This is a genomic window from Lujinxingia vulgaris (assembly GCF_007997015.1).
GTDB lineage: Bacteria > Myxococcota_A > Bradymonadia > Bradymonadales > Bradymonadaceae > Lujinxingia > Lujinxingia vulgaris.
This window is the reverse complement of sequence record NZ_VOSM01000006.1, coordinates 211,743-238,599: the sequence shown is the minus strand read 5'-3', so window position 1 is coordinate 238,599 and position 26,857 is coordinate 211,743. Positions and strand designations below refer to the sequence as shown.

The following is a 26,857-nucleotide window of genomic DNA, read 5'->3' as shown; positions in this document are numbered from 1 at the left end:
AAACACCCTCAATCGCCGTTGCTCTGCCGCCGCATCGGCGCAAGCCCCCCTCGCCAGGCTTCGCCGCTGCGCGCGGCCTGCTCCTCGCGCACAAAAGCCTGCGCCGCCGCCAGCCGCGCGCTCGCCACGCGGTAGGGCGACACACTCACATAATCCAGGTTCAGCGCCTCAAAGAAACGAATGGAGTTCGGCTCCCCGGCGTGCTCCCCGCATACCCCGGCGGCCAGCTGCGGGTAGACCATCCGCCCCTGCTTGAGCGCCTGTCGCATCAAGAGCCCCACGCCGGCGCGATCGAGGATCTCAAAAGGATCTTCGGTGAGCACACCCTGGTCGCGGTAGGCCTCGATAAAGCGGGAGGCATCATCGCGGGACATCCCCCACATCAGCTGCGTAAGGTCGTTGGTGCCAAAGCTGAAGAAGTCGGCCTCCAGCGCCAGCTCCCCGGCAAGAAGCGCCGCACGCGGCACCTCCACCATCACCCCCACCGCCACATCGGCCTCGCGGCTTAAGCCGTAAAGATGGCGGGCGACCGCGTCGTTGATCACCGCGATCAGATGCCCGGCCTCCCCCGGGTCAGCCACCATCGGAATGGCGATCTCCACCCGGGTGCGCACCCCCTCATCCTGCACCTGGCGCGAGGCCTCCACGATCGCCTGTACCTGAGCCTCGTAAATCTGGGGGTAGACCATCGCCAGACGCCCGCCCCGAAACCCCAGCATCGGGTTGGTCTCCCGAAGCGCGTCCACACGCCAGCCCACCGCCTCCTCGCTGATGCCCAGCACCTCCGCCACACTCTTTCGGCCGGCCGGCGTGCCCGGCAAAAACTCATGCGCCGGCGGATCGAGTAGGCGTACCATCACGGGCAGGCCGTCCATCGCGCGCAAAATTTGCGCAATCTCCTGACGCTGGTAGTTCACCAGCTCCTCAAGCCCCTGCTCCCGCATCTCCCAGTCGGTGCTCAGGAGCACCTGGCGCATCGCGCGCACCGCCTCGCGACTCTCCAGAATCATATGTTCGGTGCGGCAGAGCCCCACCCCCTCGGCCCCCATCTCGCGCGCCAGTTCGGCCTCCTCGCCACTGTCCACGTTGACGCGAACCTCCAGGCGCCGGTAGCGGTCGGCCAGCTCCAGAAAGGTCTTCAGCTCACCGGTGATCGTCGGATCCTTGAGCTCCAACGCCTCACCAAAGACCTCGCCGGACCCTCCATCGATCGTTATGCGATCGCCTTCTTTGAAAAACGTCTCTCCCAGGTAGATCCCGCCCTCATCTTCATCGATGCGCAGCGCGCCCACGCCGCAGACGCAGGGGGTGCCAATGCCGCGGGCGACCACGGCGGCGTGCGACGTAAGCCCGCCCTGGGCGGTGAGCACCCCGGCGGCCGCATGCAGCCCCTCCACATCATCGGCAGCGGTCATCGGGCGCACCAGAATCACCGACTCGCCATCGTTGGCGCGCTCCACGGCGCGCTCTGAGCTGAGCACAATCTCCCCGCTCGCTGCCCCCGGTGAAGCCGCCTGCCCGCGGGCGATGGCGTCGGGCGGCGAACCGGCGATCTGGCGGTGCAGCGCCCGCTCCAGATGCAACTTCGGATCGACGCGTAAGATCGCCTCCTCCTCATCGATCATCCCCTCCTCACACATCTCCAGCGCCACACGCACCGCGGCCTGGCCGGTGCGTTTGGCCGCGCGGGTCTGCAACATCCACAGCTTGCCGCGCTCCACGCAGAACTCCACATCTTGCATGTCGTGGTAGTTGCGCTCGAGATCCTCCATATACCCGCAGAGCTCAGCGTACTGCTCGGGCATCAGGCGCTCCATCGCCGCCATACCCCCGTGCTGCTCCTCGTTCATGCCCAGGGGCCCTGGGGAGCGACGGCCGCCCACCACATCTTCGCCCTGGGTGGCGATCATGTATTCGCCATAGGGGCGAGCCTCCCCGGTGGCCGGGTTGCGGCTGAACGCCACCCCGCTGGCGCTCTCATCGCCCAGGTTGCCAAAGACCATCACCATGATGTTGACGGCCGTGCCCCACCCGCCGCCGCTCATCTGATGCAACTTGCGGTAGGCCCGCGCGCGGGGCGCCTCCCAACTTCGGAAGACCGCTTCCACCGCGCCCCACAGCTGCCCGAAAGGCCCGCGGGGCACATCTCGCCCCGTAACCTCCACGGCCTTCTGGCGCATCGCCTCGCTGATCGCAAAGAGCTCCTCCCAGCCCAGCTCGTGATCATCGTCGACGCCGGCCCGGCGGCGGTGACGCACCAGCACCTCTTCGAGCACCGCGTCGTCGACCCCCATGACCACGCTTGTGTACATCTGCACAAAACGGCGCAGACAATCGTAGGCAAAACGCCGGTCGCCGCTCTGGCGCGCCAGCCCCTCGACGCTGTCTTCGCTCAGCCCCAGATTGAGCACCGTGTCCATCATCCCGGGCATGCTGCGCGCGGCGCCCGAGCGCACGCTGAGCAGAAGCGGGTTGTTGACATCGCCAAAGCCGCGGCCGGTGGTCTTTTCCAACCAGGCGATGCCCTGACGCACCTGCATCTCGAGGCCTTCGGGAAAAAAGCCGTGCTCCAGATAACTGCGGCAGGCCTCGGTGGTCAGCGTCATCCCCGGAGGCACGGGCATGCCTAAGCGCGCCATCTCGGCCAGGCCCGCCCCCTTGCCGCCGAGCAGATCTTTTTGCGAGCCATCGCCGCGGGCGTGGCCCTCTTCAAAGCGGTACACAAAGATGTCGTCGGTGCTCATCGTCTCCTCCTCCACGTCGGAATCCTGCGGGGGCGCGCGTCGCGGGCCGCCGGCGGGTCGGGCTCCGGCGGCTGGGGCGACTCGGGCTCATGGGGGGGCCGCGCCAGGGTGGCCGGCTGAGCGCCGGTGCGAAAACGCCTGGAGGCCTCGGCCAGCGCCTCCAGGCGCCGCTCCACCTCGTAAAAGACCGTGCCCTCCTCAAAGGTGCCGGCCTCAGTGCGGCGACCGGCCGGCCGATCGAAGATCAAGGTGACGGCCTGGTGCACCGTCTCGACCGCATAAATAAAGAACTTCCCGGCCCTCACCGCCTCGACCACCTCTTCGGACACCATCAAATGCTGCGCGTTGCTCGCCGGGATCACCACCCCCTGGGTGCCGGTGAGACCGCGAGTTTTGCAGAGCTCATAAAAGCCCTCGATCTTGGCGTTGACCCCGCCGATGGCCTGCACGCGCCCGTGCTGATCCATCGATCCGGTCACCGCCAGATCCTGGCGCAGCTCCAGCTCGCTCAGCGCCGAGAGCAGCGCGAGGGTCTCGGCCACAGACGCGCTGTCGCCATCGACCCCACCATACGACTGCTCAAAGACCAGACGCGCCGAGAGCGCCAGGGGGCGCTCCCGCCCAAAGGCCTGGCCTAAGTAGCCGCCCAGAATCAGTACGCCCTTGGCGTGCAGCGCCCCGCTGAGCTCGACCTCCCGCTCAATATCGAGCACCTGCCCCTGGCCCACCTGCACGCTGGCGGTGATGCGGCTGGGCCGCCCGAAGCGCTCCCCGCCGAGCTCCATCACCGAGAGGCCGTTGATCTGTGCCGTCTTTTTGCCCTCGAGCTGCACGTGCAAAATATCGCGCTGCATCGCCTCAGTGATGCGATCGCGCAGCCTGGACGCGCGCCTGCGGCGCGCTTCAAGCGCCGACTGCACATCCCGGGTCTGCACCCGCTCCGCGTCGCGCTGCTCGCGCTGCCAGTCCGCCTCCGAGAGCAGCTCGTCGATGCGCTCCACGGCCACCGAGAGTTTTTGGGCATCTTCGGCCTGGCGCGCGCCCCACTCCACAAGGCGCGCCAGCGCCCCGGCATCCAGCGGCGCTGTCTCAAGTTCGGCGCTCCGCTGGGCAATCAGGCTCAAAAAACCGTCGAGCTCCGTGTCGCGCTCCACCGACTCCTCAAAATCGGCCATCACCTTAAAAAGATCCGAGACATCCGGATCAAAGGCCTCCAGCAGATAATAGAGGCGGCGCTCGCCAACGAGCACCACCTTCACATCGAGCTTAACGGGCTCCGGCTCCAGGCTCTGGGTCGAAAAAAGCCCCAGCGTCTGCGCCGGGCTCTCCACACGCAGCTCACCGGCGCGCAGCGCGCGTTTAAGCTGCTCCCAGACCATCGGCTGCATGAGCACCTGGCGCACGTCCAGCACCAGAAAGCCGCCGTTGGCGCGGTGCAACGCCCCGGGCCGAATCATCGTAAAGTCGGTGGAGATGGCTCCCAGGTTGGCCCGATGATCGATGCGCCCGAAGAGGTTCTCGAAGTTGGGGTGATGCTCCTGAATCACCGGCGCGCCTTCGGCCTCCCGATCCTCATAGAGCACGTTGACCTGGTAGCGGCGCAAAAGCTCATCTTTTCCCTGCGCCGCGCCCAGCCCCAGCAGCTGCCCGGCCTGCCCTCCTCCCTCACTGGCAACGAAGGCCTCGGCGTGCTCCACCAGATCGTCTTCCAGCGCGTTGAGGTACGTGACGACCGGGTCGTGATCGGCAAAGGCCTCGCGCACCGGCTTTAAGCGCGCGCTCACCTCGGCGCGCACCGTGGCTTCTTCCAGCGCCTCGACCTTCTGGCGATGTTCGCTCTCCTGTCCGGCCAGAGCGCGCAGGCTGTCATCGAGCTCGGTGTGCAGGGCTTCCAGCGCGTCTTCAAAACGCGTGCGCTCCTTCGGATCGAGCTCCTGAAAGGCCATCGGGCCGAGCACCTCGCCATCGACCACCGGCGCCATCACCACCCCGGAGGGGGTCTGAATCACTGCCACATCGTGGGCCTCGGCCTTTTTGCGAATCGCCTCCAGCTCCTCTTTCTGGCGGCTCTCATAGCGCTCATCGATCTCGCGGCGCGTGGCGATGTACTCGGGGCTCTCCAGGGCGCGGGGGAGTGCGTCGTTGAGCGCCTCCATCAGCTCCGCCAGCGTCTTTTTGAGCGCGGTGGCGCGCCCGGCTTCAAGACGCAGCGCGCGCGGGGCGCGGGGCTGCTCGAAGTTAAAGACATAACACCAGGCGTCGGGTGCCGGCCGCGCGGCGGCCGCCTCGTTGAGCAGCTTTAAGATCTGCCCGTGTTTGCCCAGCCCCGGCGGCCCCACCGCAAAAATGTGGTAGCCGGGCCGGCGCATCGAGACGCCAAAGGAGAGCGCCTCCTCGGCCCGGTCCTGGCCCGGCACCCCGCCTTCGCGAAGCTCCTCGCTCCCCTGAACGCCGAGCAGCTCCGCCTCACAGATACGGCGAAGCTGCTCAGTGGAAAGCTGCGTCGACTCGCGCACCGCATCGACGCGCGCCTCCAGCATTGAGACATCCGAATGGCCGTTGGCCTCGTCACCATGCGGCGTTGCCGACGGCTCGGATGCGTTGCTCCTGGTCCTTCTACGTCGTCTCACCCTCGCTCCCTGCGTTAAGCCCGGGGCACGATGCCCATAATGTGGCGCCCGTGACGTCCGATCACCTCGACGGTGCTGGCCTGGGGCCCCTCCTCGCCATCGACCTCGCTAAAGCGCACCTCATCGCCCGGCTCCAGGCGAGCGAAGCCGCCGTTGAGCACGGCATTTTTATGAAAATAGATCTCGCGCCCGCCGATCGTGCGCAGAAACCCGAACCCCTCCTCGGTGTTGATCTGCGTGATGACCGCGTGCGGGGCGTTGGCCCGGGGCTTGCGCTCGGCGCGCAGCCGGCCGGCGTAGCTCTTTAAGCGCCGCTCCATGGCCACAAAGGCGTCGCGCACCGCCTGGTAGGGGTCCTGCACCACCGCGCGCGCCGTCCCGACCCGGGGGGTGGTCGTGGCCACAAGCTCGGTGCCCGGCACACTCACCTCCACGCGCACCCGGTAGCCGGTGACCTCGTGCTGGTTGTTGCGGCTGGCCGCCTCCACGGCCACCCGACAGGCGATGATCCTCTGAAAATAGCGCGGCAGGCGATCGACCCGCTCGCGCACCAGCCGCTCCAACGAGGCGGTGGCCTCGACTTGCTTGAACGCGATCTCCAGCGGTACTCGCATAAAACGCCTCCGTCGCCGCCTCAACTGCGGCTGCAGGGGTCGGGCCGGTCAAGCCGGCGTGCTGCTCGCAGCCCGAGGACCCGAGACCCATCTCATCGTTGTTCAAGCTCGAAGCTAAACACGCCCGCTGATCCCCCATGATCGCCAGGGTGATCGCAAAGTGGGCCCCCACCACCCGCCACCGTAGGGGGACTTTTTATAAGTCCCCGCCTTGGGAGTTCCGGAGGGGCACAAGACCCCTCCCTACGGACTGGGTGGGTTCTCCATAAAAAAACCTCGTGGGACTTTGCGATTGCCCTGCCATGATCGCCCAGCGGCGTTGACCCCCGTCTGCCAAAAGACCAAGATTCGCCCGCTACCCTCACCCGCCACCGGTTTTGGCCGGCGGCCCCTGCGCCACGACTCGCCAGCCCCCCACCAAGGCGCTGGCCGGCCTTTTTAAGATGAGGTCTCCTGATGCAACGCCGCCTGATTGTGATGCGCCACGCCAAAAGCGACTGGGCCGAGCCGGGCTTAAGCGACCACCGACGCCCCTTAAACCCCCGCGGCCGCAAAGACGCCCCCCGCGTCGGCCAGCGCCTGGCCGAGCTCGGCTGGATCCCGCAGGTCGCGCTCAGCTCGGACGCCACCCGCACCCGCGAGACCTTTGAGCTGATGGCCCCCTCCTTTCCCGACTGCGAGCTGCGTCTTTTGAGCGAGCTCTACCTTCCGCGCACAGGTGACGTGCTCGACGCCCTGGCCACACTGGAAGACGAGGTGGAGACGGCGCTGGTGCTCGGCCATAACCCGGGCTTTGAGCAGGTTCTGGGCTATTTGGCCGGCAGTTTTCACACCCTGACCACCGCCAACGCCGCGCTGCTCACGGCCTCGGGCGACTCCTGGGCCGAGGCCTGCCAGGCCTCCACGATGCGCCTGTTGCAGATCGTGCGCCCGAAAGACCTCGACTGAGCCCATAGGGGCTTGAAGGGCGGCCAACCACCGCCTCACGCCCCACCCGCAACCCCTTGATATTAAAGACATTTCAAGCAACACCACCCCAGACGGAGTAGCGCCATGAGCTCGTCACCTCGCACCCACCGCCTGCTCGAAGCGCTGGGCCTGCACCGACCCGAGCTGCGCGCCTGGGCGATGTACGACTGGGCCATCACGGGGATGTACGCCGTGATCATCGTGGCGGTCTTTCCGATCTACTTTCAGCGCGTGGCCGCCGAGGGGCTCGACCCCACGCTGGCCACCCAGCACTTCGCCACGGCCACCACTCTGGCGCTGGCGATTGTGGCGGCGATCGCTCCCGTGGTCGGCGCGATCGCCGACTTTGCGACCGTCAAAAAGCGCTTCCTGGGGACCTTTGCCGGCATCGGCATCGCCGCGGTCGCCGGCATGTATTTTATCCAGGAGGGCGACTGGCTGCTGGCCGCGGGCCTCTTTATGATCGCCAACCTGGGCGCCAACGGCTCGATGATCTTCTACGACGCGATGCTCCCGCATATCGCGCGCGAGCATGAGATCGACCGCGTCTCCACCGCCGGCTTTGCCGTGGGCTACGCCGGGGCAACCCTGCTGCTGACCCTGAACCTGGCGATGATCATGCAGCCGGCCTGGTTCTTTTTGCCCACCGAGAGCACGCTCCCGAGCCGCCTGGCCTTTATTACGGTGGCCATCTGGTGGCTGGCCTTCTCGATTCCCCTTTTTCGACGGGTGCCCGAGCCCCCGCTCCCCGAGGGCCAGGAGGCGATCTCGGCCGGCCAGGCGGTGCGCCGCGCCCTGGGCCGACTTCGCCACACCTTCAGCGAGCTGCGCGGCTTCAAGCACGCCTTTTTGATGCTCCTGGCCTTTCTGATCTACAACGACGGCATCGGCACCATCATCCGCATGGCCACCATCTACGGCACCGAGCTGGGCATTGAGCAGGGCGTGCTCATCGGCTCGATTGTGCTCGTGCAGATCGTGGGCGTGCCCTTCACCTTCATCTTCGGCACCCTGGCCGGACGTTTCTCCACGAAGACCGCCCTCTTCTTCGGGCTTTTTGTCTACATGGGCATCAGCGTGCTGGCCTTCTTCATGACGAGCTGGGTGCATTTTGTGCTGCTCGCGCTGCTCGTGGGCACCGTCCAGGGGGGCACCCAGGCGCTCTCCCGCTCGCTCTTCGCCAGCCTGATCCCCCGTCATAAGAGCGGGGAGTTTTTCGGTTTTTTTGCGGTGTTTGAAAAATTCGCGGGCATCTTCGGCCCGGCGATCTTCTCGGTGATGATCATCGCCACCGGCTCAAGCCGTCAGGCGATCCTCTCGGTGATCGGCTTTTTCATCGTCGGCGGCCTGATCCTGATCTTTGTCGACGTCGACGAGGGCCGCGCCATCGCCCGCAAGGCCGAAAAAGACCGCGCCGACGCCCTCGCCGCCTGATCTTTCAATCATTTTTGACCCTTTTCGCCGCGCCCTGGCGACCTCGGGAGATTAGGTCTGCGGCAGAATGCCATCTCGCTGCACCTCAGCACCTCGCCCATGATGAGCGCACTTGCTCCCCTCTCACCTGAAACCCGGGACCTGCCATGAGCCGCCTGCGCCCCTTCACCAACACCATCTGGCTGATCGACCACCCCCTGAAACTCGCCGGCGTGCAGCTGGGCACGCGCAGCACCCTGATTCGGCTTCCCTCTGGCGAGCTTGCCATGATCAGCCCGGTGGCCTTCAGCGATGAAGACCAGGCCGAGATCGACCACCTGGGCGAGCTTAAGACCATCATCGCCCCGAACCTCTTTCATCACCTCTATCTGAAAAAGGCGATGGCGCGCTGGCCTCAGGCCCGCGTGCTCGTCCCCCCGGGCCTCCCCGAAAAGATCGGTGAGTTGGACCAGGCGCTCGCGCTCTCGCCCACTGGTGAGCTGGAAGAGAGCCTGAGCTGGCGTCGCATCGAGGGCATGCCAAAACTGCGCGAGCACGTCTTTTATGAGCCGCAGAGCGGCACGCTGATCCTCACCGACCTGTGCTTTCACTTCCCCGACCACCCCCACCTGTGGACGCGCATGTTTATGCGCCTCAACGGCGCCCTTGGCAGCTTCGGCCCCACCCGGGTGCTGCGCTCGGGCATCGCCGACAAAGAGGCCTTCGCAGCCTCCCTGCCCGCGCTGCTCGACTGGGAGTTTGAAAGAATCGTCATCGCCCACGGTGAACCTCTGAGCGAGGCGGGCAAGCGCCGCTTTCAGGAAGCGTTCGCCGCCGAGCTGGCGCGCGCCGGCGCGTGACCCACGGTCATTTCAATCGGAGTAGGCAACTGACCCACGGTCAGCTTCAACGGGGTATACGACCTGACCCACGGTCAGCCTCAACGGGGTATGCGGCCTGACTCACGGTCGTCTTATGCGGGGTATGCAACCTGACCCACGGTCAGCTCAAACGGGGTATGCGGCCTGACCCACGGTCTGCTCATACGGGGTAGGCGACATGACCCACGGTCGTCTTAAGCGGGGTATGCGAGCTGACCCACGGTCAGCTTAGACGAGGTAGGCGACATGACCCACGGTCGTCTTAAGCGGGGTATGCGACATGACCCACGGTCGCACCTCGACCTTTATTTATGCGCATGAGGAGCGACCCACGGTCAACTTTTACGGGGTATCCGACATGCCCCACGGTCAGCTTTTACGGGGTATACGACCTGACCCACGGTCAGCTCATACAGGGTATACGACCTGACCCACGGTCAGCTTCAAGGGGGTATACGACCTGACCCACGGTCACCCAAACCTGATCAAAAAAACCTGACCCACGCTCACCCAAACCTGATCAAAAAAACCTGACCCACGCTCACCCAAACCTGAGCAAAAAACCCGACCCACGGTCAGCTTTCACCCGTCTCATTCTCAACCCACACGCTCAGCTGCGCCGCCCCGGCTCGTTGAGCGATCGCGAGCTCCCGGAGCGTCCCTCGGCCAGGGTGCGGCGCGCGGGTTTTCCGTGGCTGGTCGCCAGTCTCTCACCCTGGTGGGGCTCCGCGTCGCGGGCGATGGAGTCCTGCTGGGCGGCGCTCTCCTCGCTTAAGGGACGGGTGCTCCCGGGGCGCCCCTCGGCCAGGTCGTCGCGGGTGGTGCTGTCGGTGGGGCCCGGCTCACTGGCGAGCTCGGGGCGATGGCCGAAGTCGGCCTTGCGGGGCTCAAAGAGCTCGCGCCACGGCTGGCCAAGGCGCGCGATGAGCAGCGCGCGGCGCTCGGCGCCCACGCACTCGCTCACCACCTGGCAGACCACGCGGCTGAACTCCATGGCAAAACCCTCGTCGAGCGCGAGCGCTTCGCCGACGCTCGTGTAGAGCGCGGTGGGTGTGATGCCCGGGTCTGAAGCCCCCCGGGGGGCCGCCCGGAGCTCGGAGGCCAGCGGCTCCGGCAGGCGCTCGGCCACCACCTCGGCGCTCTCCCGACTCAGCGCACCTCCCAGCTCCACGATCACGCGGTGCACAAGCTCCTGGAGCAGCCCGGCGTCATCGATGCCGCTTCGGCGCTCCACCCGCATCAAAAAGATCTCGTAGGTCATCGTCGTACTCCCTGCGTAAGCAGTGGACCTGACGCGCCACTCGCGCCGACCGCTCCGGGCCTCGGCCCTCGGGGGCAATGTAGGAGCGAGGGGCTTGTCACCAACCGATGGACCGTCCCGAGCCCGTCCCATAACCACCGAATAACACAGCCTGTTACGTCCCTGTCGCTGCGCTCCGCCCCCCGATTGTGGTAGCGTTGATGCGCCCCCGAGTTTACGACGCCCGATGCCTTTCATCTTCTTTCAGCGTGGAGTTTCAGGATGCGACACCTGACCTGGCCCCTGGTGGGTTTGTTGTGTGTAAGTCTGTTGAGCGCCTGCGGCGACGACGTCGCGCCGACCGAAAACGGCGGTGACACCACCGCAGACGCCGGCGCCGACAGTGATCTCGACGCCAATTCCGATCCCGACGCCACCCTCACCCCCGACACCGACCCCTCGGATACCGGCGACGCCGGCGACACCCCCCTTGATGAGAGCTGTCCCTCCTACCAGGACCGCTGCGACGGGGAGTGCATCCCCACCAGCGTCGACCCTGACAACTGCGGCGGCTGCGGGGTGGTCTGTGAGGGTGAAGATGTCTGCTCCGGCGGGAGCTGCGTCGACCCGGGGAGCTGCCCGGCAGAGCTTGAGGCCTGCGCCGGAGCGTGCGTGGACACCTCGCTCGACAGCGACCATTGCGGCGGCTGTGGCAACGTCTGCGACGCCGGCGAGGGCTGTGTGGCCGGCACCTGCCGCGAGATCATCGCGCTGGAGCCCGGTCCGGCAAGCTGCGAGGGCGTCGGCCCGGTCATCGCGTTTGAGCCCGGTCAGGGCTCCCCGCAGGCCTGCGCCGGCGACCTTGCCGAATACACCTTCCGCTGGGGCTTATGCTCCTGCGAAGACGTCGTGACCAACGTCGGACTCATGGTCGACGCCTACGACAGCCAGGTCGGCCCCTACACCCCCGGCGGCCCCGGCGGCGGCGTGGGCACCAACGGCAGCCAGCGCGCCAACGGCCTGGTCGACGTCACCGGCACCCTCTGGGTGGCCGGCTCCGAAGGCATCAACCTCAACATCGGCGCCGAGATCGGCCAGCGCCTCTACAACGGCGGCGATTTTTATAACAACAACCCGGTCTCGGTGGGCGAAGACGCCTTTATGATGGGCGACATCGACACCAACCTGGGCGTGACCATCGGCGGCGACCTCAACGTCCCGGCGGGCACCTCGGTGCACCCCAACGTCACCTACCAGAGCCTCAATGAGGGGCCCGTGAGCGTCGGCGACGCCTGCTCCTACTGCGAGGAAGACGACCGCATCGACGTGGCCGCCATCGTCGCCAGCCGACGTGACATCAACGACAACGCCACCATCGGCCTTGAGCCCGACGTCCTGGAAAACGCCACCGGCGGCGTGCGTCTGGAGCTCCCCTGCGGCAACTACTACTTGAGCGAGATCACCCCCAACCTGCCCACCACGATCGTGGCCACCGGCAACACCGCCCTCTACGTCGACGGCGACATCGAGAGCAACGGCCAGCTCACCATCACGCTCACCCCCGACGCGAGCTTCGATATCTTCGTGGCCGGCGACGTGCGCACCAACGAGCGCTTCCGCCTGGGATCGCCGAACTACCCGGCCCTGATGCGCATGTACGTCGGCGGCCCCAACGGCTTCCGATCCAACAATCAGATCGACGTCGGCGGCTACATCTACGCGGTGCCCGGCGGCATTGAGACCAACAACGACATCGAGATTTTCGGCGGCCTCCACGACAGCCGCTTCGGCGCCAACAACCAGGTCAGCATCCACTACGATCGCGGCGTGGGCCGCGTCGGGCAAAGTTGCCCCGAGCCCGACACCGACCCGGATCCCGATCCCGGCGACGATGTCGGCCCCGAGCCCGATGTCGATCCCGACCCCGATCCGGTGTGCGCCAGCACCGACGAGGCCTGCAGCACCGACTCCGACTGCTGCAGCCCCCTGCGCTGCGAGGAAGGCGTCTGCGCCCTGCTCTCCTGCCAGCCGGCCTACATGCCCTGCACGCGTCCCACCGACTGCTGCAGCGGCATGTGCTCGGCCTCCGCCGGCCAGGACGGCGTGTGCATCGTGCCCTGAGCGCCGTCTCACGCTGAGCTGAGTTGAGTTTTCACGCGGGGTCGCCCCTCATCCGCCGCTGATGCGGGTGATCGGCGACCCCCGGTCGTTCTAAGGCCGAGAGTAGGCCCCCCACACACGCCGGCTATCAACGTGAAAATGTTAACTTATGTCGATTTACCGTGACGCGGGCCCTCCCCATGCGGTACATCCCCGGCGCCGCGCTGGCCCGGCACCGCGCAAAAACTGCGCATCATCGCGTCCTGCGTACCCGACGCATCTGACGTCCACCCTCCAGGCCCCAGGCGACCTCCGACGATGTCTACCGATCTGCACCCGCTTCTCTCGGCGCTCAACTACGCGCTAGCCGGCGGCGATTTTGAGTACATCCTGGAGCACGCCGCCGACGACATCCGCTGGGAAATCGTGGGCGTGATGGTCATCGAGGGCAAAGACGCCCTGGCCGAGGCCTTTGAGGTCTTCGCCCACAGCGAGACCCGCGGGATGGAGCTTCGCAGCATCTTCGCCAGCCAGGATGAAGGCGTGGTTCACGGCACGATGCGCGTGGCCACCGCCTCCGGTGAGGAGCGCAGCTATGCCTTCTGCGACGTCTACCGCTTTACTCGGGTAGACTCGACCACCCCGCTGCTGCTTAACCTGACCTCCTACATCGTCATGCCGCAGGCCGGCGCGCTCGCCGAACTTCTCGGCGAGGGCTCGTCGACCGGTGACGACTGACCTTCGGCACGCTTTTCAACTTCTCGTGGAGACACCATGGCTTTGAGCGCCACGATGCGCCGCTTCGACATCAACCTCTCCGACGTCGACCGCGGCGTCTACGAGACGCTGGAGTTGCGCCTGGCCCAGCACCCCTCCGAGACCGACCTCTACCTGGTGACACGTCTGCTGGCGTATTGCCTGGAGTATGGCGAGGGCATCGACTTTGGCCGCGGCGTCAGCACCCCAGACGATCCCACGATCGCCATCTACGACCTCACCGGTCAGATCCTGTTGTGGATCGAGATCGGGCAGCCCGCCCCCGACCGCCTCCACAAGATTGCCAAAACCGCCGACCAGGTCGCCGTCTACACCCACAAAGACCCCGCCCCCACCCTCAGCGACCTGGAGAGCGGCCAGATCCACCGCGCCGAGACCATCGCGCTCATCGCCTTTGCGCCCGACTTCATTCAGGCGCTGGCCGAAAAGCTCGACCGCACCAACCGCTGGGACGTTTTGCGCAGCGAAGGCCAGCTCTACATCACCCTGGGCGACGCCACGCTGAGCAGCCCCGTGCACACCCTGCGCGACCCTCGCTAAATTTTTCAGGCCATAAAAAACAGCGACTTTTTCAGGATACGCGCACGACCGTGGGTCGCACCAAATCCTTATTGTATGCGGCTCACACGCGACCCACGGTCACCAAAAACGATGACCCAGGGCCACCAAAAATGACGACCCACGGTCGCCTCGACCCCTTAGCGTATGCGCCTCACACGCGACCCACGGTCACCAAAAACGACGACCCACGGTCACCCGAAGCGACGCGTCTCCCCCCCCGGCTGTGGATTAAAAACCCGGCCGGAGAGGCCGGGTGATCGAGGTGATCGAAACGATCAGTAGGTGTCCGACAAAAACTCGTCGAGCAGCGCGGTGACGCGCTCCACCTCTTCCTCGGCCTCGTCATCTTCCGGATCGAGCTCCAGCAGCTCGGCCATCGCGATGAGCAGGGGCTCGATCTGGTCAAAATGCAGCTCGGAGGGGCGCTGCCCGAACTCCAGAAGCTCCCAGGCCTGCGCCAGCGCAATCCCCAGCCCCTCGCCGACCTCCTTGACCCCCACCTGGCCGGTGGGCACGCGCAAGGTCTCCCCGTCGAGATCGAGCTCTTCGACGATCTCCTGGATGTGGGTCAAAAGCTCGGTGGCCAGGTCCACAAACCCGTCCACCGACTCGCCATCGAGGACCTCCCCGGCGGCCTCGGCCCACTCCTCGATCTGACGATGAATGACATCAAGTCCCTGCTGCAAACGCATGTTTCTTGCCCTCTTTTACGACTCCGGTTGCGATCTACCCCCGTGTGGGGGTCGCAGTTTCTCATCATGCGCCGCGCGCCTTGTCAAACCCTTCCCACCACGCCAGAGAACTTTTCCAGGCTGAAATGCCCCGGCGCTCCCCGGCGTTGCCCGGTTGATGGGGTCGACCGCAGCCTTTGCGCGCGCCACCCTCCGACCACCTCCCCCGACTCCCAGGTCACGACCATGTTTTTCACCTCCCGCAAAGCCCAGATGCCCCACCCCGACGACGCGCTCCCCGGCCGCGAGGAGCCCCCCTTCGAGATCCCCGAGACCCATTTTGTGCTCGGCACCCCGCTTAAGCCCCCCTTCCCCGAGTCGATGGAAGTGGCGATCTTCGGCATGGGATGCTTCTGGGGCGTGGAGCGCAAGTTCTGGCAGCTCGAGGGCGTCTACTCCACCCAGGCCGGCTACGCCGCGGGCTACACCCCCAACCCCACCTACCGCGAGGTCTGCAGCGGGCAGACCGGCCATAACGAGGTGGTGCGCGTCGTCTTCGACCCAGAGCGCATCAGCTACGACGATCTATTGCGGGTCTTCTGGGAGGGCCACGACCCCACCCAGGGCATGCGCCAGGGCAACGACGTGGGCACCCAGTACCGAAGCGGCATCTACGTCACCTCCTCGGCCCAGCGCGACGCCGCCCAGGCCTCCCTTCAAGCCTACGCCCGCGAGCTTGCCGCGGCCGGCTATGGCGAGCCCACCACCGAGATCCTCGACGCCCCGGAGTTCTATTACGCCGAGGAGTACCACCAGCAATATCTCGCCAAAAACCCCGGCGGCTACTGCGGCGTCGGAGGCACCGGCGTGAGCTGCCCCACCGGCTGGCGCGCCTGAAACCCGGATTCTTCCGCCTACCGAGGTAATTTTTTGGCTCAGAGGCCGGAAACTTCCGCCCATCCAGGCAAATTTTTGCCTCCACGGCCGGAAACTTCCGCCCACCCGGATAAATTTTTGCCTCCACGGCCGGAAACTTCCGCACTCCGAGGTCAATTTTTCACCCACTTACCGGAAAGCTCCGCCCTGTCGCGCAAATTTTTCGCCCACCTGCCGGAAACTTCCGCACTTCGAGGTAAATTTTTGCCTCCAGAGCCGGAAGCTTCCGCCCATCGAGCTAAATTTTTAGCTCCAGGGCCGGAAGCTTCCGCACTTCGAGGTAAATTTTTGCCTCCTGGGCCGGAACCTTCCGCCCATCGAGCTAAATTTTTAGCTCCAGGGCCGGAGTCTTCCGTCTTTCCACGCCAAAAAAATGGGGCGCCGCGCTCAGCGCGACGCCCCACTTACGAGAGACCGCCCCACAGGGCACGTCACTCACCACTTCGACCGACCTTTAGCGGGTGTAGATCTCCACAAAGCTCGGGCGCTGCTCGTCTTCGGAGCGACGGCGAGCACTCATCGAGTCGCCGCTGACGCACACGTCGTAGACCTCCTCGCCGACGGTGACCACGCCACCCTCGTTGGTGTAGGCCCCGGCGCTCTCTTCTTCGTAGGTGCCCGCCACATCACACTCGCAGCGGCCGGCGGTCGCGTTGGTGACGCAGCTCACCTCGACGTTCGGGTCGGCCGAGCCGGCGATATCCCCGAACCCTTCGCAGCCGAGAAACCCGATCGCCTGACAGTCGGCGGGAATGTAGACGAGCGCCTCAGCCTCGATGGTGATCGCCCGGGCGAAGTTATCGGCCGTGACCACCAGGGTGCCGTCGGTATTCACGTCGAGCGATTCCACCGTCGATCCATCACAGACCGTGGAGAGGAGCGACGCAAAATCAAAATCGGTGCAGGCGTTACCAAAGCTCCAGGTCCCCTCGATGCTCTCACCACAGGCGTCGTCCGGACCGAAGGTCGGCTCGCAGGCCGGGGCCGGATCGGGGTCGGTGCCGGCGTCGTCGTCGGTGCCAGCATCTTCGTCCGTGCCCGCGTCCTCGTCCGTGCCGGCATCTTCGTCCGTGCCGGCATCTTCATCGCCGCCGGCGTCCTCCTCGTTGGAGCCGGTGTCCTCGTCGCTGCCCGTGTCCTCGTCATTGGCACCGGTGTCGCCGGCGTCCGGGGACTCCTCGCCAATATCAAACCCGGCGTCTGTAGCGTTGGAGCCGACGCCGTCATCACCACAGGCCGTCACCATCATCGCCGCCACACACACCACCAGCCATCGCTTCATCGCACCGCGCATCTTCGCCTCGTCGTTCCGATCGCCTCTCAGCGCGCCTTACACCACAGCGCGACCTCCGACGATCATTTCTGTCCGTAAGTAGGGGTCAACGCTGGTGTTGTAGCGCCGAGTCGGTCGCAAGATCAACCCCGGGACGCGTTCGCGCCGGGTAGCCGTCCCACACATCCCAACCGAGGACGACCCACGGTCGCGTCTCATCCGCATAAACGCTGCCCCTGATGTGACCCTGGGTCAGCTTCCAGCATAACCCTGGGTCACCACCCGGCATGACCCACGGTCACCTCCCGGCATGACCCTGGGTCGCCCCTCACCCGCATAAAACCTGGACCTTGTCCGTCCCTGGGACGGACAACTGCCGCCCTGCATCCTCAAAACTCCACCACAGCGAAGACGCAAAAAAAGGGGCGTCGCACCAGGCGACGCCCCACTTCGAGAGACCGCCCCACAGGGCACGTCGCTCATCACTTCGACCGACCTTCAGCGGCTGTAGACCTCCACCAGAAAGCGCGCTCCGGGATCGTCGGGACGAAGACGCATGGTGAGACCACCCCCTTCTGCACATACATCGTAGATCACCCCGTCAACGTTCAACTCGCCATCATTGTAGGTATAGCCGCCGTTGGCTTCCCGCACGTAGGTGCCGGTGACGTCGCACTCACAACGCCCCGCGGCCTCGTTCGTGACGCAGGTCGTCTCCAGGTCGGAGAATGAGTTGACCATGTTCTCATGACCCTGGCATCCCCCAAATAGCATCGACGGGCAACTGAGCGGGATATGGGCCACGGCGTCGACATCCACCTCCACAGCACGCGAGAAGTTCGACGCGCTCACCTCCATCGAGCCTCGCGCCGACATCTCAAACTCCACCAACTCTGCGTCCTCGCAGTTTGAATAGAGCGCCAGGGCCTCAATGGTCTCCTGCGGGCAGAGACTCTCGAAGGTCCAATTTCCCACGATATCCCCCCCGCAGGCGTCTTCTTGGGTGAAGGTCTCATCGCAGGCAGGCACAGTTCCCGGATCGGTGTCGGGATCATCGCCCGTGTCCTCTTCGATGCCTGTATCCTCCTCGATGCCGGTGTCCGGCGTGTCTCCGACGTCTTGCGGCGAGTCCGTATCGTGCTCGTCTCCGGCATCTGTGAGGTCGCCGGCGTCGTCTTCGGCGCCGCCGTCGTTGAGGTCGCCGGCGTCGTCTTCCACCTGCGAATCTCCACCGTCGGCCGGAGGCGTGACGTTGTTGATCTCGATGCAGGCCGACGAGAGCGCGAGCACAGCCACCAACGCGCAGATTTTTAGATCAAAATTCATGACATGTTCTCCTGATAACGCGCGCTCGGGCTCCTCGCAGAGGTCTTGTGTCTGGCGTCGCTCTGCACCGCGCGTCTCTTTTGTTTGAAATCCATTCCCACAGAATTAGCGACTTTGAGCTCGCGCTTCAAACTCACACTCGCCGCCTTCTTATACCCCGCTTCGTCCGACCGTGGGTCGAACATCACCCGCATAAACACTGGCTTTTGTTCGTCCCTGGGATGGACCTATACCCCGCCGAGGCGACCGAGCAGCGTCGAAGCGAGGGCGCAACCGTGGGGCGTCACGACCGGCGTGACGCCCCACTCCGAGAGACCGCCCCTCAGAGGCTCTCACGCTCTTACGCTGACCGACCTTCAGCGACCGTAAACTTCGACAAAAACAGGGGTGTCCTGGCTCTCCGGGCGAGGACGAAGGGTAATCCCGCCGCCGGAGCGACAGACATCGAAGGTCCGGTCGCCAACAACCACCGTCCCATCCTCGTAGCTGTAAGAACCGTCGCTTTCGCTCATAAAGCTCCCGGTCAACTCACACTCGCATCGCGACGCGCCTTGATTGAGCACACAGGAGGCGTCCAGACCGGAGAAGGAGCTGGCGACGACTTCATACTCCTCGCACCCGCCGAATACCAACTCCGGACAACTGGTGGGCACGTGGGTTAGGACCTCGACATCGATCTCGATCAGCCGCGCAAAGTTGGTGGCGCTGACCGTCAACATGCCCGTGGCGATCTCTTCATAATGAACCACCTCGGCCTCGGCACAGGTGGGAGGGAGAATGGTGGGTACCAGATTGGCATCGTTGCAAATGCTATCCAGAGTCCAACTCCCTACGATCTCCCCACCGCAGGCGTCTTCCGGCAGAAAGTTCTCATCGCAAGCTGGCACAGGGCCAGAATCGTTACCGGCGTCTTCATCATCACTGCCGGTGTCTTCATCGCTACCGGTGTCGTCATCACTGCCGGTGTCTTCATCGCTGCCGGCATCTTCGTCGTCGCCAGAATCAACGGTGTCGCCGGCGTCGTCTTCGCCGCCCACGTCATTGCTGTCGCCGGCGTCCGGGTCGGTCTGGGAGTTTCCACCGTCGGCGGGCGGGGTGATGTTGTTGATCTCGATGCAGGACACCGAGAGCCCCAGCACAAGCCCCATCGCACACATCTTCAAAAGATTCGTCATCGTAGTCTCTCAGGTTCGCGCGCAGCCGGACGCGTTGAAGTTGAGAACGCAAAACGTCTCGCGTCATCCTTTCGTCGTGCGCGTATCTCTGGGGAAGGCGGTCAGAGCATCTTTAGCAACTTCTGGGGGTCGATTCAACGCGGCATCACGCATGCGTACATACCCCTCCTGGCCTCCCCCTCGACCGCCTTTCACCCGCATAAACACTGACCTACACCCGTCCCCGGGACGGGCATATACCCCGTAGCAGGTAACGCAACGAGGGAGCGAGTCACCTCGCTCCCTCGTTGAAATCTCGCTGCAACCTCAGGCGCCCACCCAACACTCGGGCGCCCGAATCACGTGCTTAGAAACGCTCGCGCAAGAGCACCGAGGCCAGCTCTTCGTCGGTGTTGAAGACGTTGTTCACCTTCAGACCCACGTCGCTCAGCGAGTACACGAACTCCTCGCCATTCTCACTGCTCATGATGATGCTGCGACGCATCTGAGAGTACCAGCCCCAGTAGTCTTCCTGGGCGCAGCCGATCTCCATGCCGTAGCGCAGACACTGCGAGTCGGCCACCAGGTCGCCGTGGCTGACACGGCCGATTTCGGTAATGCCAGCGTCTTCGACCGCTTCTTCGGCGTCGATCTGGAAGAGCATCAGGCCGGTGAAGCGCTCGTCGTTCTCCCAGATGTTCATCGGCACGCTGAGCACGCCCAGGCGAGCCTGGTAGGTGAAGGCGTGGTGGTTCCACATGGCTTCGCTGTCGGAGGACCAGCCGCCAGTCGAGATGACGTGGTGATGCTTGAGCTTCGGATCGCTCATGTCGCTCACATCGAAGACCTGAAGGTGCACGCCGCTCATCACGCCGTTCTCATCGCCGTCGCGGCCGATCGCCAGGAGGTAATCGTCACTCAGGGGGTGCAGGTAGCTCGAAAAGCCGGTGATTTTCAGCTCGCCAAGCACCTTCGGATCGTTGGGGTCCGAGAGGTCCAGAGTGTAGAGCGGATCGGTCTCGCGGAAGGTCACGATGTAACCGCGGTCGCCCATCATGCGCGAGCTGTAGATGCGCTCGGTCGGGGCAAGGTTGCGCACCGAACCGGTCTCCACGAGCTCGCCGGCCTCTTCCTTGACGATGATGACGTGGTTGCCGCCCGAATCGGTCTGCTCGCCAGTCTCCTGATCCCAATCCCAGCGGTTGTCGGTGGTCGCCACACGCAGGTGACCTTCGTACTCGCTGAAGGAGAACTGGTTAAGCAACCAGCCGTCGACCTTGCCGCTGGCGCGGTACTCGGGCTGCCCGTCGGGGTGCAGCGCGAACTTGTGGATATGCGACTCGTTCTGGCGACCGCCGCCACCCCACCACCACCACCAGCGACTGCTCATCGCCACGTAGAGGTTGTCCTGGGAGGCGTAGACCTGCCAGCCGTTGGCCAGAAGCCCCGTGGAGTCGATGGTGGTCTTGGTATCGAGATCGAAGCTGGAGATCGACAGCACGCCAAGCTGGTTGGCGTTATCCGTCATGTAGATCTCGTCGCACTCATAAAGCGGCTCTTCGACCAGCACCTGACCGTCGTGGTCGAGAATACGCTGGCGGGGGAACCAGCTCTGCACATCTTCGTTGGCGAGCACATCGGAGAGGTAGGCACGCACGATGGGGCGGGCCTCATCGCGCATGACTTCGAGCTCTTCGGGGGTCGTCTCGTGATCGCGCTCGGGAAGCCCCGGGATCTCGTTGTTGTACATGTACTGCCAGACGTTGATGTTGCGCATCGCCCCGTTGCTGACCACGTAGACCTTATCGTCGATCATGCGGCCGTCGGTGTAGCTGCCCTCAATATCGACCTGGCGCTCGATGACGGGGTTGGTGCGGTCGCTCACATCCAGAATCGTCAGGCGCGTGCCGTAGAAGGGCTCCACGTACTCGCCGGGCTCACGATCGCCGTCGGGGGTGACACCGTCATCGGTGCCGACTTCGTCGTAGTAGTAGTTGCCCTGCCAGATCGAGCTGAAGACGGCCACGCGGTCGCCCTTAAGGAAGAGGCTGTGCGGGTAGGCCTGCTGCGGGAAGTCGTAGCGCCCCACACGGTCGGTGTCCTCCGGCGGCCAGCTCTTGAGGATCTGCAGCGAGCCGTCAGCCACCGTGTAGATGTAGTCGCCGTCGGTCTTGACGATGTCCGGCTCGTCGACGCCTTCTTCCTGCACGTTGGTCTCGGTGAACTCCGTGGGGCTCTCACCGCGGTCGCCGCCGGCGTTGTCGTCACCGGCCTCGGGAGCGCCGGGCTCGGGAGCACCAGCATCGAAGTCGACGCCGCCCCACCAGTACTCGCTGTAATGGTTCTGCAGAACCTGCTCGGTAAGCGAGTCGACAACGTCGTCGCGCACGTCTTCGCAGCTCTGGGCGGGCAAGAGTCGGAAGCTCGCGCTGGAGGTCGCGTCGCGGCGGGGCGCGTCATCGGGCTCGCCACAGGCGGCGACCATCGTCACAGCGCCGACCGTCGCGGCGACGCGCGGCAGCCATCGATGCCATCGTTCAGAATTTTGAGACTTTTTCATCGCGGACCTCTCAGATTTTTTGGGGGTTAGCGTCATCGTGTCGTCGTCGAACGTCGTCTTGCGCCTTGCGTGGTGCCAGTTTGCGACGATTCGGCGAGTTTCGTCTCCAGCATCGTCGCGGTGATGGTCTACGACTAGAGCAATCTCGATGCCAGGATCGCCTAAGCGCTGAAAATAGATCGTTTTTTTCGAATATTTTTCGCTCGAACGACGTCGCCCGCGACCTCGACGCCAGGGTCATACACGTGTCTTCGTGCGACCCCGGGTCCGTTCAAAACATGACCCACGGTCAGGCAGCACGAAGACCCGGGGTCGCATCACACACAGGTTTTATGCGGGTGTGCGCTGACCCAGGGTCAGATGAAAACATGACCCACGGTCAGACTTTTCGAGGCCGATTCTGGCGAGGTTGCGCTCAGGGGCGGCAGTTCTCGGCGTCGGGCTCGCGGGTGCTGAGCACCTCTGCGAAGTAGGGCGCGGCCTCGGCGCAGGAGATGGTGCCGTCGCCGTCGTCATCCAGGTTGATTGCGCCGCCCAGCCCGTCGATGCGCACCATCTTGAAGGTGCTAAAGGCGTCGTTGGGCTCCACATCCGGCGCGATGGCGCAGAGGGAGGCCGAGGCGCCGTAGACCTCCATGCGGGTGGTCGTGGCGCTGCTGCCTTCGATGAGGTTGGGGGCTGTGAGCCGGCCTGTGTAGCGCACGATCTGGCGCTGGGCCATGTAGCGACGGCAGTTGCTGCCGGCGATCTCCAGGGTGACCCCGGGCTCGCCATCCTCATCGGCGTCGACCACCGCCGGGTCACCGGCCTCGGTGGGGATGGCGTCGCCCACAGGATCGTCGAGCTCCAGGCCCCAGAGCCCCACCTCGGTCGACGAGGTGTAGGCCCCGCCGGTGGTCGGGCGCGTGACAAAGCCCTGGTCGATGGCCGGGGTGACGATGCTCTCAACGACCGCCGGCGGCACCAGGGGGCGAAGCCCGAGCACCGGGCTGAGCTCCAGCTCACAGAGGGTGCGCTCCTCATCGAGGAGCTCTCCATCTTCGGCGATCGTGACGACGTAATAGCCCATCGAGACCTGCTCCTGGCCCAGCACACAGCTCGACGCGCGGTGGGCCTGAAGCCACACGCCGCCCAGGGTGCCCGCGCCCTCGCCATCGCCGAGGCCCACGTCGCCCGAAGGCCCGACCTCGGGGGTTCCCACATCTTCAAAGGTCTGCGCCTCAAAGCTGCTCTCGCCACGCTCCACCTGGCAGCCCGCCGCGCTCAAAAGGAGCACCAACGCCACGCCCCACCGCCCATCTCTCTGCGCTACTTCTCTCATCGTACGGCCTCTACTGCGATGAATACGCGCCTCTAAAACGCCTGATACCTGCACAAAATCAACAACTTACACACCCTAACACACCCGCACCTCGGGCGTTGCTTCAGTAATGAAGCTCAAAGCCCACCGCGCCCAGCCAGCCCCCGGAGCTAAAACCCGGGAACCCGGGGTTGCCCGTCTGCAGGCCCTGCGCCTCGGCGTAGGGCTGGCCGGTGCGGGGGTCGCGGGTGTCGTCGGGGACCTCGTCACAGAGACGCGTTTCGCCGGGGGCGCAGTCGGGATAGGAGCTGAGCGCGTCTTTGTCGGTGGTGCGGTAGAGCAGGTGGTGGGCCTGCACGTACCAGGCGGCCACAACCTCGCGCTTCCAGAGCGCGAAGCGATGCTCGGCACCAATCGAGGCCAGCGCGCGGTGGTTGTCCACGTAGTTGGTGCGACCGGTCTGGGCGGGAACCGGTGAGGGCACAAAGCCCAGGCCTGCGCGAAGTCGGGTGTCGGCAGAGCTCTGCCACTCGGCGCCCAGGCGAGCTTCCAGGGTGTCGGTAAAGCCGGCGTCCTGACCCTGGGTGTCGAGGTGGGAGGACCAGAAGGTCAGGCGCGCGTCGGCGGTCAGCACCACATCGCCCGGCGACCAGGCAAGCCCCAGGCGCAGCGAGGCTGGCGAGGAGGTGGGAATCCACGAAATGACCTGACGGGTGTCTTCGCCGGAGCCCGCGCCGCGCACCTGCACCTCGTTGCCGCCCTCGATCGCAAAGGCCACCTGGCCGCGGTAGACAAGCCCCAGGCGAAGATCGGCGGGAAGCGTCAGCGTCGCACCGGCCAGAAGGCCCCAGGCGTTGGTGGTCTGGATGTCGGCGTTGAGCCCCACGTCGGATTGGTCGGCGGGGTCGCGCACGTAGGCCTCGGTGGTGGCACGGGCGCCGGGCAGGTAGGTGCCGCCGACGCCAAAGCTGAGCCAGTCGGTGAGCTCGCGCGCAATCCCCGCCTCGATCACCGGGCGGCGCAGACGCTCGCCAATCAGCTCAAAATGCAGCTGGTTGCTAAAGGCCCGCTCGCGCTCATCGGCAAAATGGGTCTGCATGCTCAAAAGACCATTGGTCGGCAGCATCACCACCGCGCCGCCGCGGGTGCGCTCGCTGCCAAAATCGGTCACAGCGCCGATCACCACCCCGTAAAGCGGCGCGAGCTCCATGGTGTCGGAACGTCCTCGCCGCGTTTGATCGGAGGGCAGCGCCGGGGAGTTCCCGTCGAGGTCGGGCACGTCATAGCCGGCCGGCCGCTCTTTGAGCAAAATCTGCGCCTGACCCAGCGTGGCAAACGCCCCCAGGCGAATGCCCGGGCGAGCAAAGGCCAGCTCGGCCACATTATCATAAACGGCAGCCGGTCCCTCGGCAGAGGCCACCTGGGCGCCGGCCATCGCCGCCGAGCGCGCCCCGGAGCCGTACACATCAAAGGGGTTGGCCGCGGCCGTCGAGGGCAGCGCAACGAGGAGCACACTGAGCGCGGCCAGCGCGCGCGCTCGGGAGAGTTGTGATGCCAACGCGTTCTCCTTCATCCAGATCATCTTCATTGAGCACCCACATTCGCGTACCCATGCGAGGTGCCCCACCTTAGGGCGTGTGATGGGGGATACAAGGTTCACTGCCACGCTGGCGAGTCTACACCACGTCGCCTCGAAGATCGCGGGCGGCGGCGTGGCCTTCCCGGCGCGTCCTCCTCGACCCGAGATCTACCCCGCTGCGCTTTGTCGCCTATGCCGCGACATACCCCGCCGCGTCTGTCCGAGAGACGACCATCGACCGCATCGTTGCTCGTCAATGTCCCTCTCTCGGACGGTTGCATACCCCGCTACCCCCGACCCCGGGTCGCGCGGCATACCCCGCTCGCCGGCAAAAAAATGCCCCCGCGACGTCGCGTCGCGGGGGCAAAAACGACCCTTTCTTTCGATATCAGGCCTTAACGCGAGGAGCCGACCTCACGCTTGAGCACGACCTGATCGCTGGGAGCGAGCACGGTGCTATGCGACTCGGCAGTCACGAGCATGCTGAAGCTGGGGAAGGGGGTGGTGAAGGTGATCGCGCCGGTGCGATCGTCGGCCAGGCGCAGCTGCCCGACGTTGTAGTTGTAGTTGGTGCCCTCTGGCGAGATCCACACCACGTAGGTGGCCATGGAATCGTCGAGCTGGCCGGGGCGAGGCAGGTGCGCCACCGAGAGCGCCACCACGCGGTTGCCGTTGTCGTCGGAGCTCACCGAGAGCAGGCCTTCGGCGCCGGCGGTGCGCTGACCGGACTCCATACGGTACTCGTTGGCGCCAGAACACGCGCTGAGCACCAGGCCCAGCGCCATCACGACCATCAACACCATCGACTGCACGTTCTGAATCTTCATTACATCACTCCTTGAAAGTAAGGTTCTCAAGCGCGCGCGAAGGGAAGACGCCGCGCGCCCAAGTGTGTGCGCCATCTACCAAAAGTCTAGCGTGGATGCCCCGCTCAAGCCCGCGTCCCAAGAGGGCTGAGGGTTCGTATCAGGTTGTCGACGAAACGCGTTTAGACCACCCCATCGTGCCACAAGACGCCTCGTCGGTCGACCCGAAGCGGGATGCACTCGCCGGCTGGATCGCACGCGTCGCGGGTTCGCAACGGGCCATGAGCGTGATAAACTTTCACCACCAATGGCCCCTGCCCCCCTCCCTCGTCCCGGTCTTTCATCTATGGCACGTCCTCAGCCCGCAGCTGCCCCCGAGCTCACCCCGATCCGATGGTCGAGCGACACCTTTGACCCGAACATCTGGGAGGATCTGGCCCCGGGCAGACGCGCGCCGCTCGACGCGGTGGAGCGCGACGAGGGCTACATCAGCACCCCCGATCATCAGCAGCTCTACTGGCAGACCTGGCGCGCGCCGAAGGTGACGCCGCGGGCGGTGGTGGCCCTGATGCACGGCTACGCCGAGCACAGCGCGCGCTACGATCATGTAGGCATCGCGCTGGCACGGGCCGGCTACGCGGTGATGGCCATCGACGCGCGCGGCCACGGGCGCAGCACCGGGCGGCGCGGTCATGTGGAGCGTTTTGACGATTACGTCGACGACCTGGAGCTCTTGATCCGCCGCGCCGGCCAGCGCTGGCCCGATCTTCCCCTCTTTGTCATGGGGCACTCCAACGGCGGGCTCATCGCGCTGCGCCTGGCGCTGCGCAAGCCCCAGAACGTGCGCGCCTTTGTCATCACAAGCCCCCTGCTCGGGGTCGCCCCCGACCTCTCACCAGTGATGCAGAAGGTGGGGCTTGCGGCCGCGCGCATCCTGCCGACGTTGACGATTGCCTCGGGCATCGACCCGGGGGCGCTGACCCACCTTAAAGACGTCATCGACCATCACGAGCGCGACCCGCTCAACTTCCCCACGGCCACCGCCGGGTGGTTCTCCGAGGCGGTAGGCGCGATGAAAGACGCTCACCGGCGCGCCGGCGAAGTTGAACACCCGGCGTTGCTGCTGGTGGCGGGCGATGATCGCATCGTCAACGCGCGCGAGACCGAGCGCTTCTTCCACCAGATGGGCTCCCACGATCGCCAGCTGGAGCTTCTGCCCGGGCTCTACCACGAGGTGCTCAACGAGGAGCCCTGGCGCGATCTTCTGGCCCGCGCCCTCTTCTTTATGGAAGATCGCCGCGACCCCGCCAACGACTGAGGCCG

At 65.2% G+C, this 26,857-nt stretch carries 20 protein-coding genes; 8 read left to right on the top strand and 12 right to left on the bottom strand.

The window, feature by feature from the left end:
* Nucleotides 1-8: 8 nt before the first annotated feature.
* The 3 genes from ppdK to FRC98_RS13735 form a co-directional block, all read right to left on the bottom strand.
* Entirely contained in the window at nt 9-2,744 is a 2,736-nt protein-coding gene (ppdK, locus tag FRC98_RS13745; protein ID WP_146982015.1) for a pyruvate, phosphate dikinase, read from the bottom strand.
* Nucleotides 2,741-5,284, bottom strand: coding sequence for a Lon protease family protein (locus FRC98_RS13740; protein WP_146982014.1), 2,544 nt, complete (start codon nt 5,282-5,284; stop codon nt 2,741-2,743). The genes ppdK and FRC98_RS13740 overlap by 4 nt, the downstream gene beginning before the upstream one ends.
* 104 nt (nt 5,285-5,388) lie before the next feature.
* Entirely contained in the window at nt 5,389-5,988 is a 600-nt protein-coding gene (locus tag FRC98_RS13735) for an HPF/RaiA family ribosome-associated protein (protein ID WP_146982013.1), read from the bottom strand.
* 456 nt (nt 5,989-6,444) lie between these two features.
* Here FRC98_RS13735 and FRC98_RS13730 point away from each other — a divergent pair, with 456 nt between their 5' ends.
* The 3 genes from FRC98_RS13730 to FRC98_RS13720 all read left to right on the top strand — a co-directional run bounded on the left by FRC98_RS13730 (nt 6,445) and on the right by FRC98_RS13720 (nt 9,230).
* Complete coding sequence (locus FRC98_RS13730; RefSeq protein ID WP_146982012.1) at nt 6,445-6,936, top strand: SixA phosphatase family protein; 492 nt, start codon at nt 6,445-6,447, stop codon at nt 6,934-6,936.
* Between the two features lie 105 nt (nt 6,937-7,041).
* Nucleotides 7,042-8,391 carry an MFS transporter gene (locus FRC98_RS13725; protein WP_146982011.1) on the top strand — a complete coding sequence of 450 codons (1,350 nt, stop codon included), beginning with the start codon at nt 7,042-7,044 and terminating at the stop codon, nt 8,389-8,391.
* A 146-nt stretch (nt 8,392-8,537) separates the two neighbouring features.
* Nucleotides 8,538-9,230: a DUF4336 domain-containing protein gene (locus FRC98_RS13720; RefSeq protein ID WP_146982010.1), complete on the top strand. Its 693-nt coding sequence runs from the start codon at nt 8,538-8,540 to the stop codon at nt 9,228-9,230.
* A gap of 631 nt (nt 9,231-9,861) precedes the next feature.
* Here FRC98_RS13720 and FRC98_RS13715 read toward each other — a convergent pair.
* Nucleotides 9,862-10,512: a DUF2267 domain-containing protein gene (locus FRC98_RS13715; protein ID WP_230467606.1), complete on the bottom strand. Its 651-nt coding sequence runs from the start codon at nt 10,510-10,512 to the stop codon at nt 9,862-9,864.
* 261 nt (nt 10,513-10,773) lie between these two features.
* On the opposite strand from FRC98_RS13715, the gene FRC98_RS13710 reads away from it, so the two are divergent.
* The 3 genes from FRC98_RS13710 to FRC98_RS13700 all read left to right on the top strand — a co-directional run bounded on the left by FRC98_RS13710 (nt 10,774) and on the right by FRC98_RS13700 (nt 13,908).
* The gene (locus FRC98_RS13710) at nt 10,774-12,612 is read left to right on the top strand and encodes a DUF7305 domain-containing protein (RefSeq protein WP_146982008.1); all 1,839 of its coding nucleotides are present in this window, start codon (nt 10,774-10,776) and stop codon (nt 12,610-12,612) included.
* A 297-nt stretch (nt 12,613-12,909) separates the two neighbouring features.
* Nucleotides 12,910-13,329, top strand: a complete 420-nt coding sequence (locus tag FRC98_RS13705; RefSeq protein WP_146982007.1) for a nuclear transport factor 2 family protein — start codon at nt 12,910-12,912, stop codon at nt 13,327-13,329.
* A 36-nt stretch (nt 13,330-13,365) separates the two neighbouring features.
* Nucleotides 13,366-13,908: a YaeQ family protein gene (locus FRC98_RS13700; protein ID WP_146982006.1), complete on the top strand. Its 543-nt coding sequence runs from the start codon at nt 13,366-13,368 to the stop codon at nt 13,906-13,908.
* Nucleotides 13,909-14,204: 296 nt separating this feature from the next.
* Here FRC98_RS13700 and FRC98_RS13695 read toward each other — a convergent pair whose 3' ends face one another.
* Nucleotides 14,205-14,621, bottom strand: a complete 417-nt coding sequence (locus FRC98_RS13695) for a hypothetical protein (protein WP_146982005.1) — start codon at nt 14,619-14,621, stop codon at nt 14,205-14,207.
* A 225-nt stretch (nt 14,622-14,846) separates the two neighbouring features.
* Here FRC98_RS13695 and msrA point away from each other — a divergent pair, with 225 nt between their 5' ends.
* A complete protein-coding gene (msrA, locus tag FRC98_RS13690; protein WP_146982004.1) occupies nt 14,847-15,497 on the top strand; it encodes a peptide-methionine (S)-S-oxide reductase MsrA in 651 nt (216 codons plus the stop codon).
* 493 nt (nt 15,498-15,990) lie between these two features.
* Here msrA and FRC98_RS13685 read toward each other — a convergent pair whose 3' ends face one another.
* The 7 genes from FRC98_RS13685 to FRC98_RS13655 form a co-directional block, all read right to left on the bottom strand.
* The gene (locus FRC98_RS13685) at nt 15,991-16,818 is read right to left on the bottom strand and encodes a hypothetical protein (protein WP_146982003.1); all 828 of its coding nucleotides are present in this window, start codon (nt 16,816-16,818) and stop codon (nt 15,991-15,993) included.
* 489 nt (nt 16,819-17,307) lie between these two features.
* Nucleotides 17,308-18,135, bottom strand: coding sequence for a hypothetical protein (locus FRC98_RS21590; protein WP_230467605.1), 828 nt, complete (start codon nt 18,133-18,135; stop codon nt 17,308-17,310).
* 356 nt (nt 18,136-18,491) lie between these two features.
* On the bottom strand, nt 18,492-19,310 hold the full coding sequence (locus FRC98_RS13675) for a hypothetical protein (RefSeq protein WP_146982002.1): 819 nt from the start codon (nt 19,308-19,310) through the stop codon (nt 18,492-18,494).
* Between the two features lie 346 nt (nt 19,311-19,656).
* A complete protein-coding gene (locus tag FRC98_RS13670; protein ID WP_230467604.1) occupies nt 19,657-21,849 on the bottom strand; it encodes a beta-propeller domain-containing protein in 2,193 nt (730 codons plus the stop codon).
* A gap of 415 nt (nt 21,850-22,264) precedes the next feature.
* On the bottom strand, nt 22,265-23,170 hold the full coding sequence (locus FRC98_RS13665; RefSeq protein WP_146982000.1) for a hypothetical protein: 906 nt from the start codon (nt 23,168-23,170) through the stop codon (nt 22,265-22,267).
* Between the two features lie 103 nt (nt 23,171-23,273).
* Entirely contained in the window at nt 23,274-24,707 is a 1,434-nt protein-coding gene (locus FRC98_RS13660) for an OmpP1/FadL family transporter (RefSeq protein WP_230467603.1), read from the bottom strand.
* Between the two features lie 416 nt (nt 24,708-25,123).
* A complete protein-coding gene (locus FRC98_RS13655) occupies nt 25,124-25,555 on the bottom strand; it encodes a hypothetical protein (protein ID WP_146981998.1) in 432 nt (143 codons plus the stop codon).
* Nucleotides 25,556-25,880: 325 nt separating this feature from the next.
* Between FRC98_RS13655 and FRC98_RS13650 the strand changes: the two genes are divergently transcribed.
* Complete coding sequence (locus FRC98_RS13650) at nt 25,881-26,852, top strand: alpha/beta hydrolase (protein ID WP_230467602.1); 972 nt, start codon at nt 25,881-25,883, stop codon at nt 26,850-26,852.
* Nucleotides 26,853-26,857: the final 5 nt, after the last annotated feature.

What these genes read in the sequence shown, in the direction of transcription:
- ppdK (WP_146982015.1), bottom strand. Translation starts at nt 2,744, where the DNA reads ATGAGCACCGACGACATCTTTGTGTACCGCTTTGAAGAGGGCCACGCC.
- FRC98_RS13740 (WP_146982014.1), bottom strand. Translation starts at nt 5,284, where the DNA reads ATGCTGGAGGCGCGCGTCGATGCGGTGCGCGAGTCGACGCAGCTTTCC.
- FRC98_RS13735 (WP_146982013.1), bottom strand. Translation starts at nt 5,988, where the DNA reads ATGCGAGTACCGCTGGAGATCGCGTTCAAGCAAGTCGAGGCCACCGCC.
- FRC98_RS13730 (WP_146982012.1), top strand. Translation starts at nt 6,445, where the DNA reads ATGCAACGCCGCCTGATTGTGATGCGCCACGCCAAAAGCGACTGGGCC.
- FRC98_RS13725 (WP_146982011.1), top strand. Translation starts at nt 7,042, where the DNA reads ATGAGCTCGTCACCTCGCACCCACCGCCTGCTCGAAGCGCTGGGCCTG.
- FRC98_RS13720 (WP_146982010.1), top strand. Translation starts at nt 8,538, where the DNA reads ATGAGCCGCCTGCGCCCCTTCACCAACACCATCTGGCTGATCGACCAC.
- FRC98_RS13715 (WP_230467606.1), bottom strand. Translation starts at nt 10,512, where the DNA reads ATGACCTACGAGATCTTTTTGATGCGGGTGGAGCGCCGAAGCGGCATC.
- FRC98_RS13710 (WP_146982008.1), top strand. Translation starts at nt 10,774, where the DNA reads ATGCGACACCTGACCTGGCCCCTGGTGGGTTTGTTGTGTGTAAGTCTG.
- FRC98_RS13705 (WP_146982007.1), top strand. Translation starts at nt 12,910, where the DNA reads ATGTCTACCGATCTGCACCCGCTTCTCTCGGCGCTCAACTACGCGCTA.
- FRC98_RS13700 (WP_146982006.1), top strand. Translation starts at nt 13,366, where the DNA reads ATGGCTTTGAGCGCCACGATGCGCCGCTTCGACATCAACCTCTCCGAC.
- FRC98_RS13695 (WP_146982005.1), bottom strand. Translation starts at nt 14,621, where the DNA reads ATGCGTTTGCAGCAGGGACTTGATGTCATTCATCGTCAGATCGAGGAG.
- msrA (WP_146982004.1), top strand. Translation starts at nt 14,847, where the DNA reads ATGTTTTTCACCTCCCGCAAAGCCCAGATGCCCCACCCCGACGACGCG.
- FRC98_RS13685 (WP_146982003.1), bottom strand. Translation starts at nt 16,818, where the DNA reads ATGAAGCGATGGCTGGTGGTGTGTGTGGCGGCGATGATGGTGACGGCC.
- FRC98_RS21590 (WP_230467605.1), bottom strand. Translation starts at nt 18,135, where the DNA reads ATGAATTTTGATCTAAAAATCTGCGCGTTGGTGGCTGTGCTCGCGCTC.
- FRC98_RS13675 (WP_146982002.1), bottom strand. Translation starts at nt 19,310, where the DNA reads ATGACGAATCTTTTGAAGATGTGTGCGATGGGGCTTGTGCTGGGGCTC.
- FRC98_RS13670 (WP_230467604.1), bottom strand. Translation starts at nt 21,849, where the DNA reads ATGAAAAAGTCTCAAAATTCTGAACGATGGCATCGATGGCTGCCGCGC.
- FRC98_RS13665 (WP_146982000.1), bottom strand. Translation starts at nt 23,170, where the DNA reads ATGAGAGAAGTAGCGCAGAGAGATGGGCGGTGGGGCGTGGCGTTGGTG.
- FRC98_RS13655 (WP_146981998.1), bottom strand. Translation starts at nt 25,555, where the DNA reads ATGAAGATTCAGAACGTGCAGTCGATGGTGTTGATGGTCGTGATGGCG.
- FRC98_RS13650 (WP_230467602.1), top strand. Translation starts at nt 25,881, where the DNA reads ATGGCACGTCCTCAGCCCGCAGCTGCCCCCGAGCTCACCCCGATCCGA.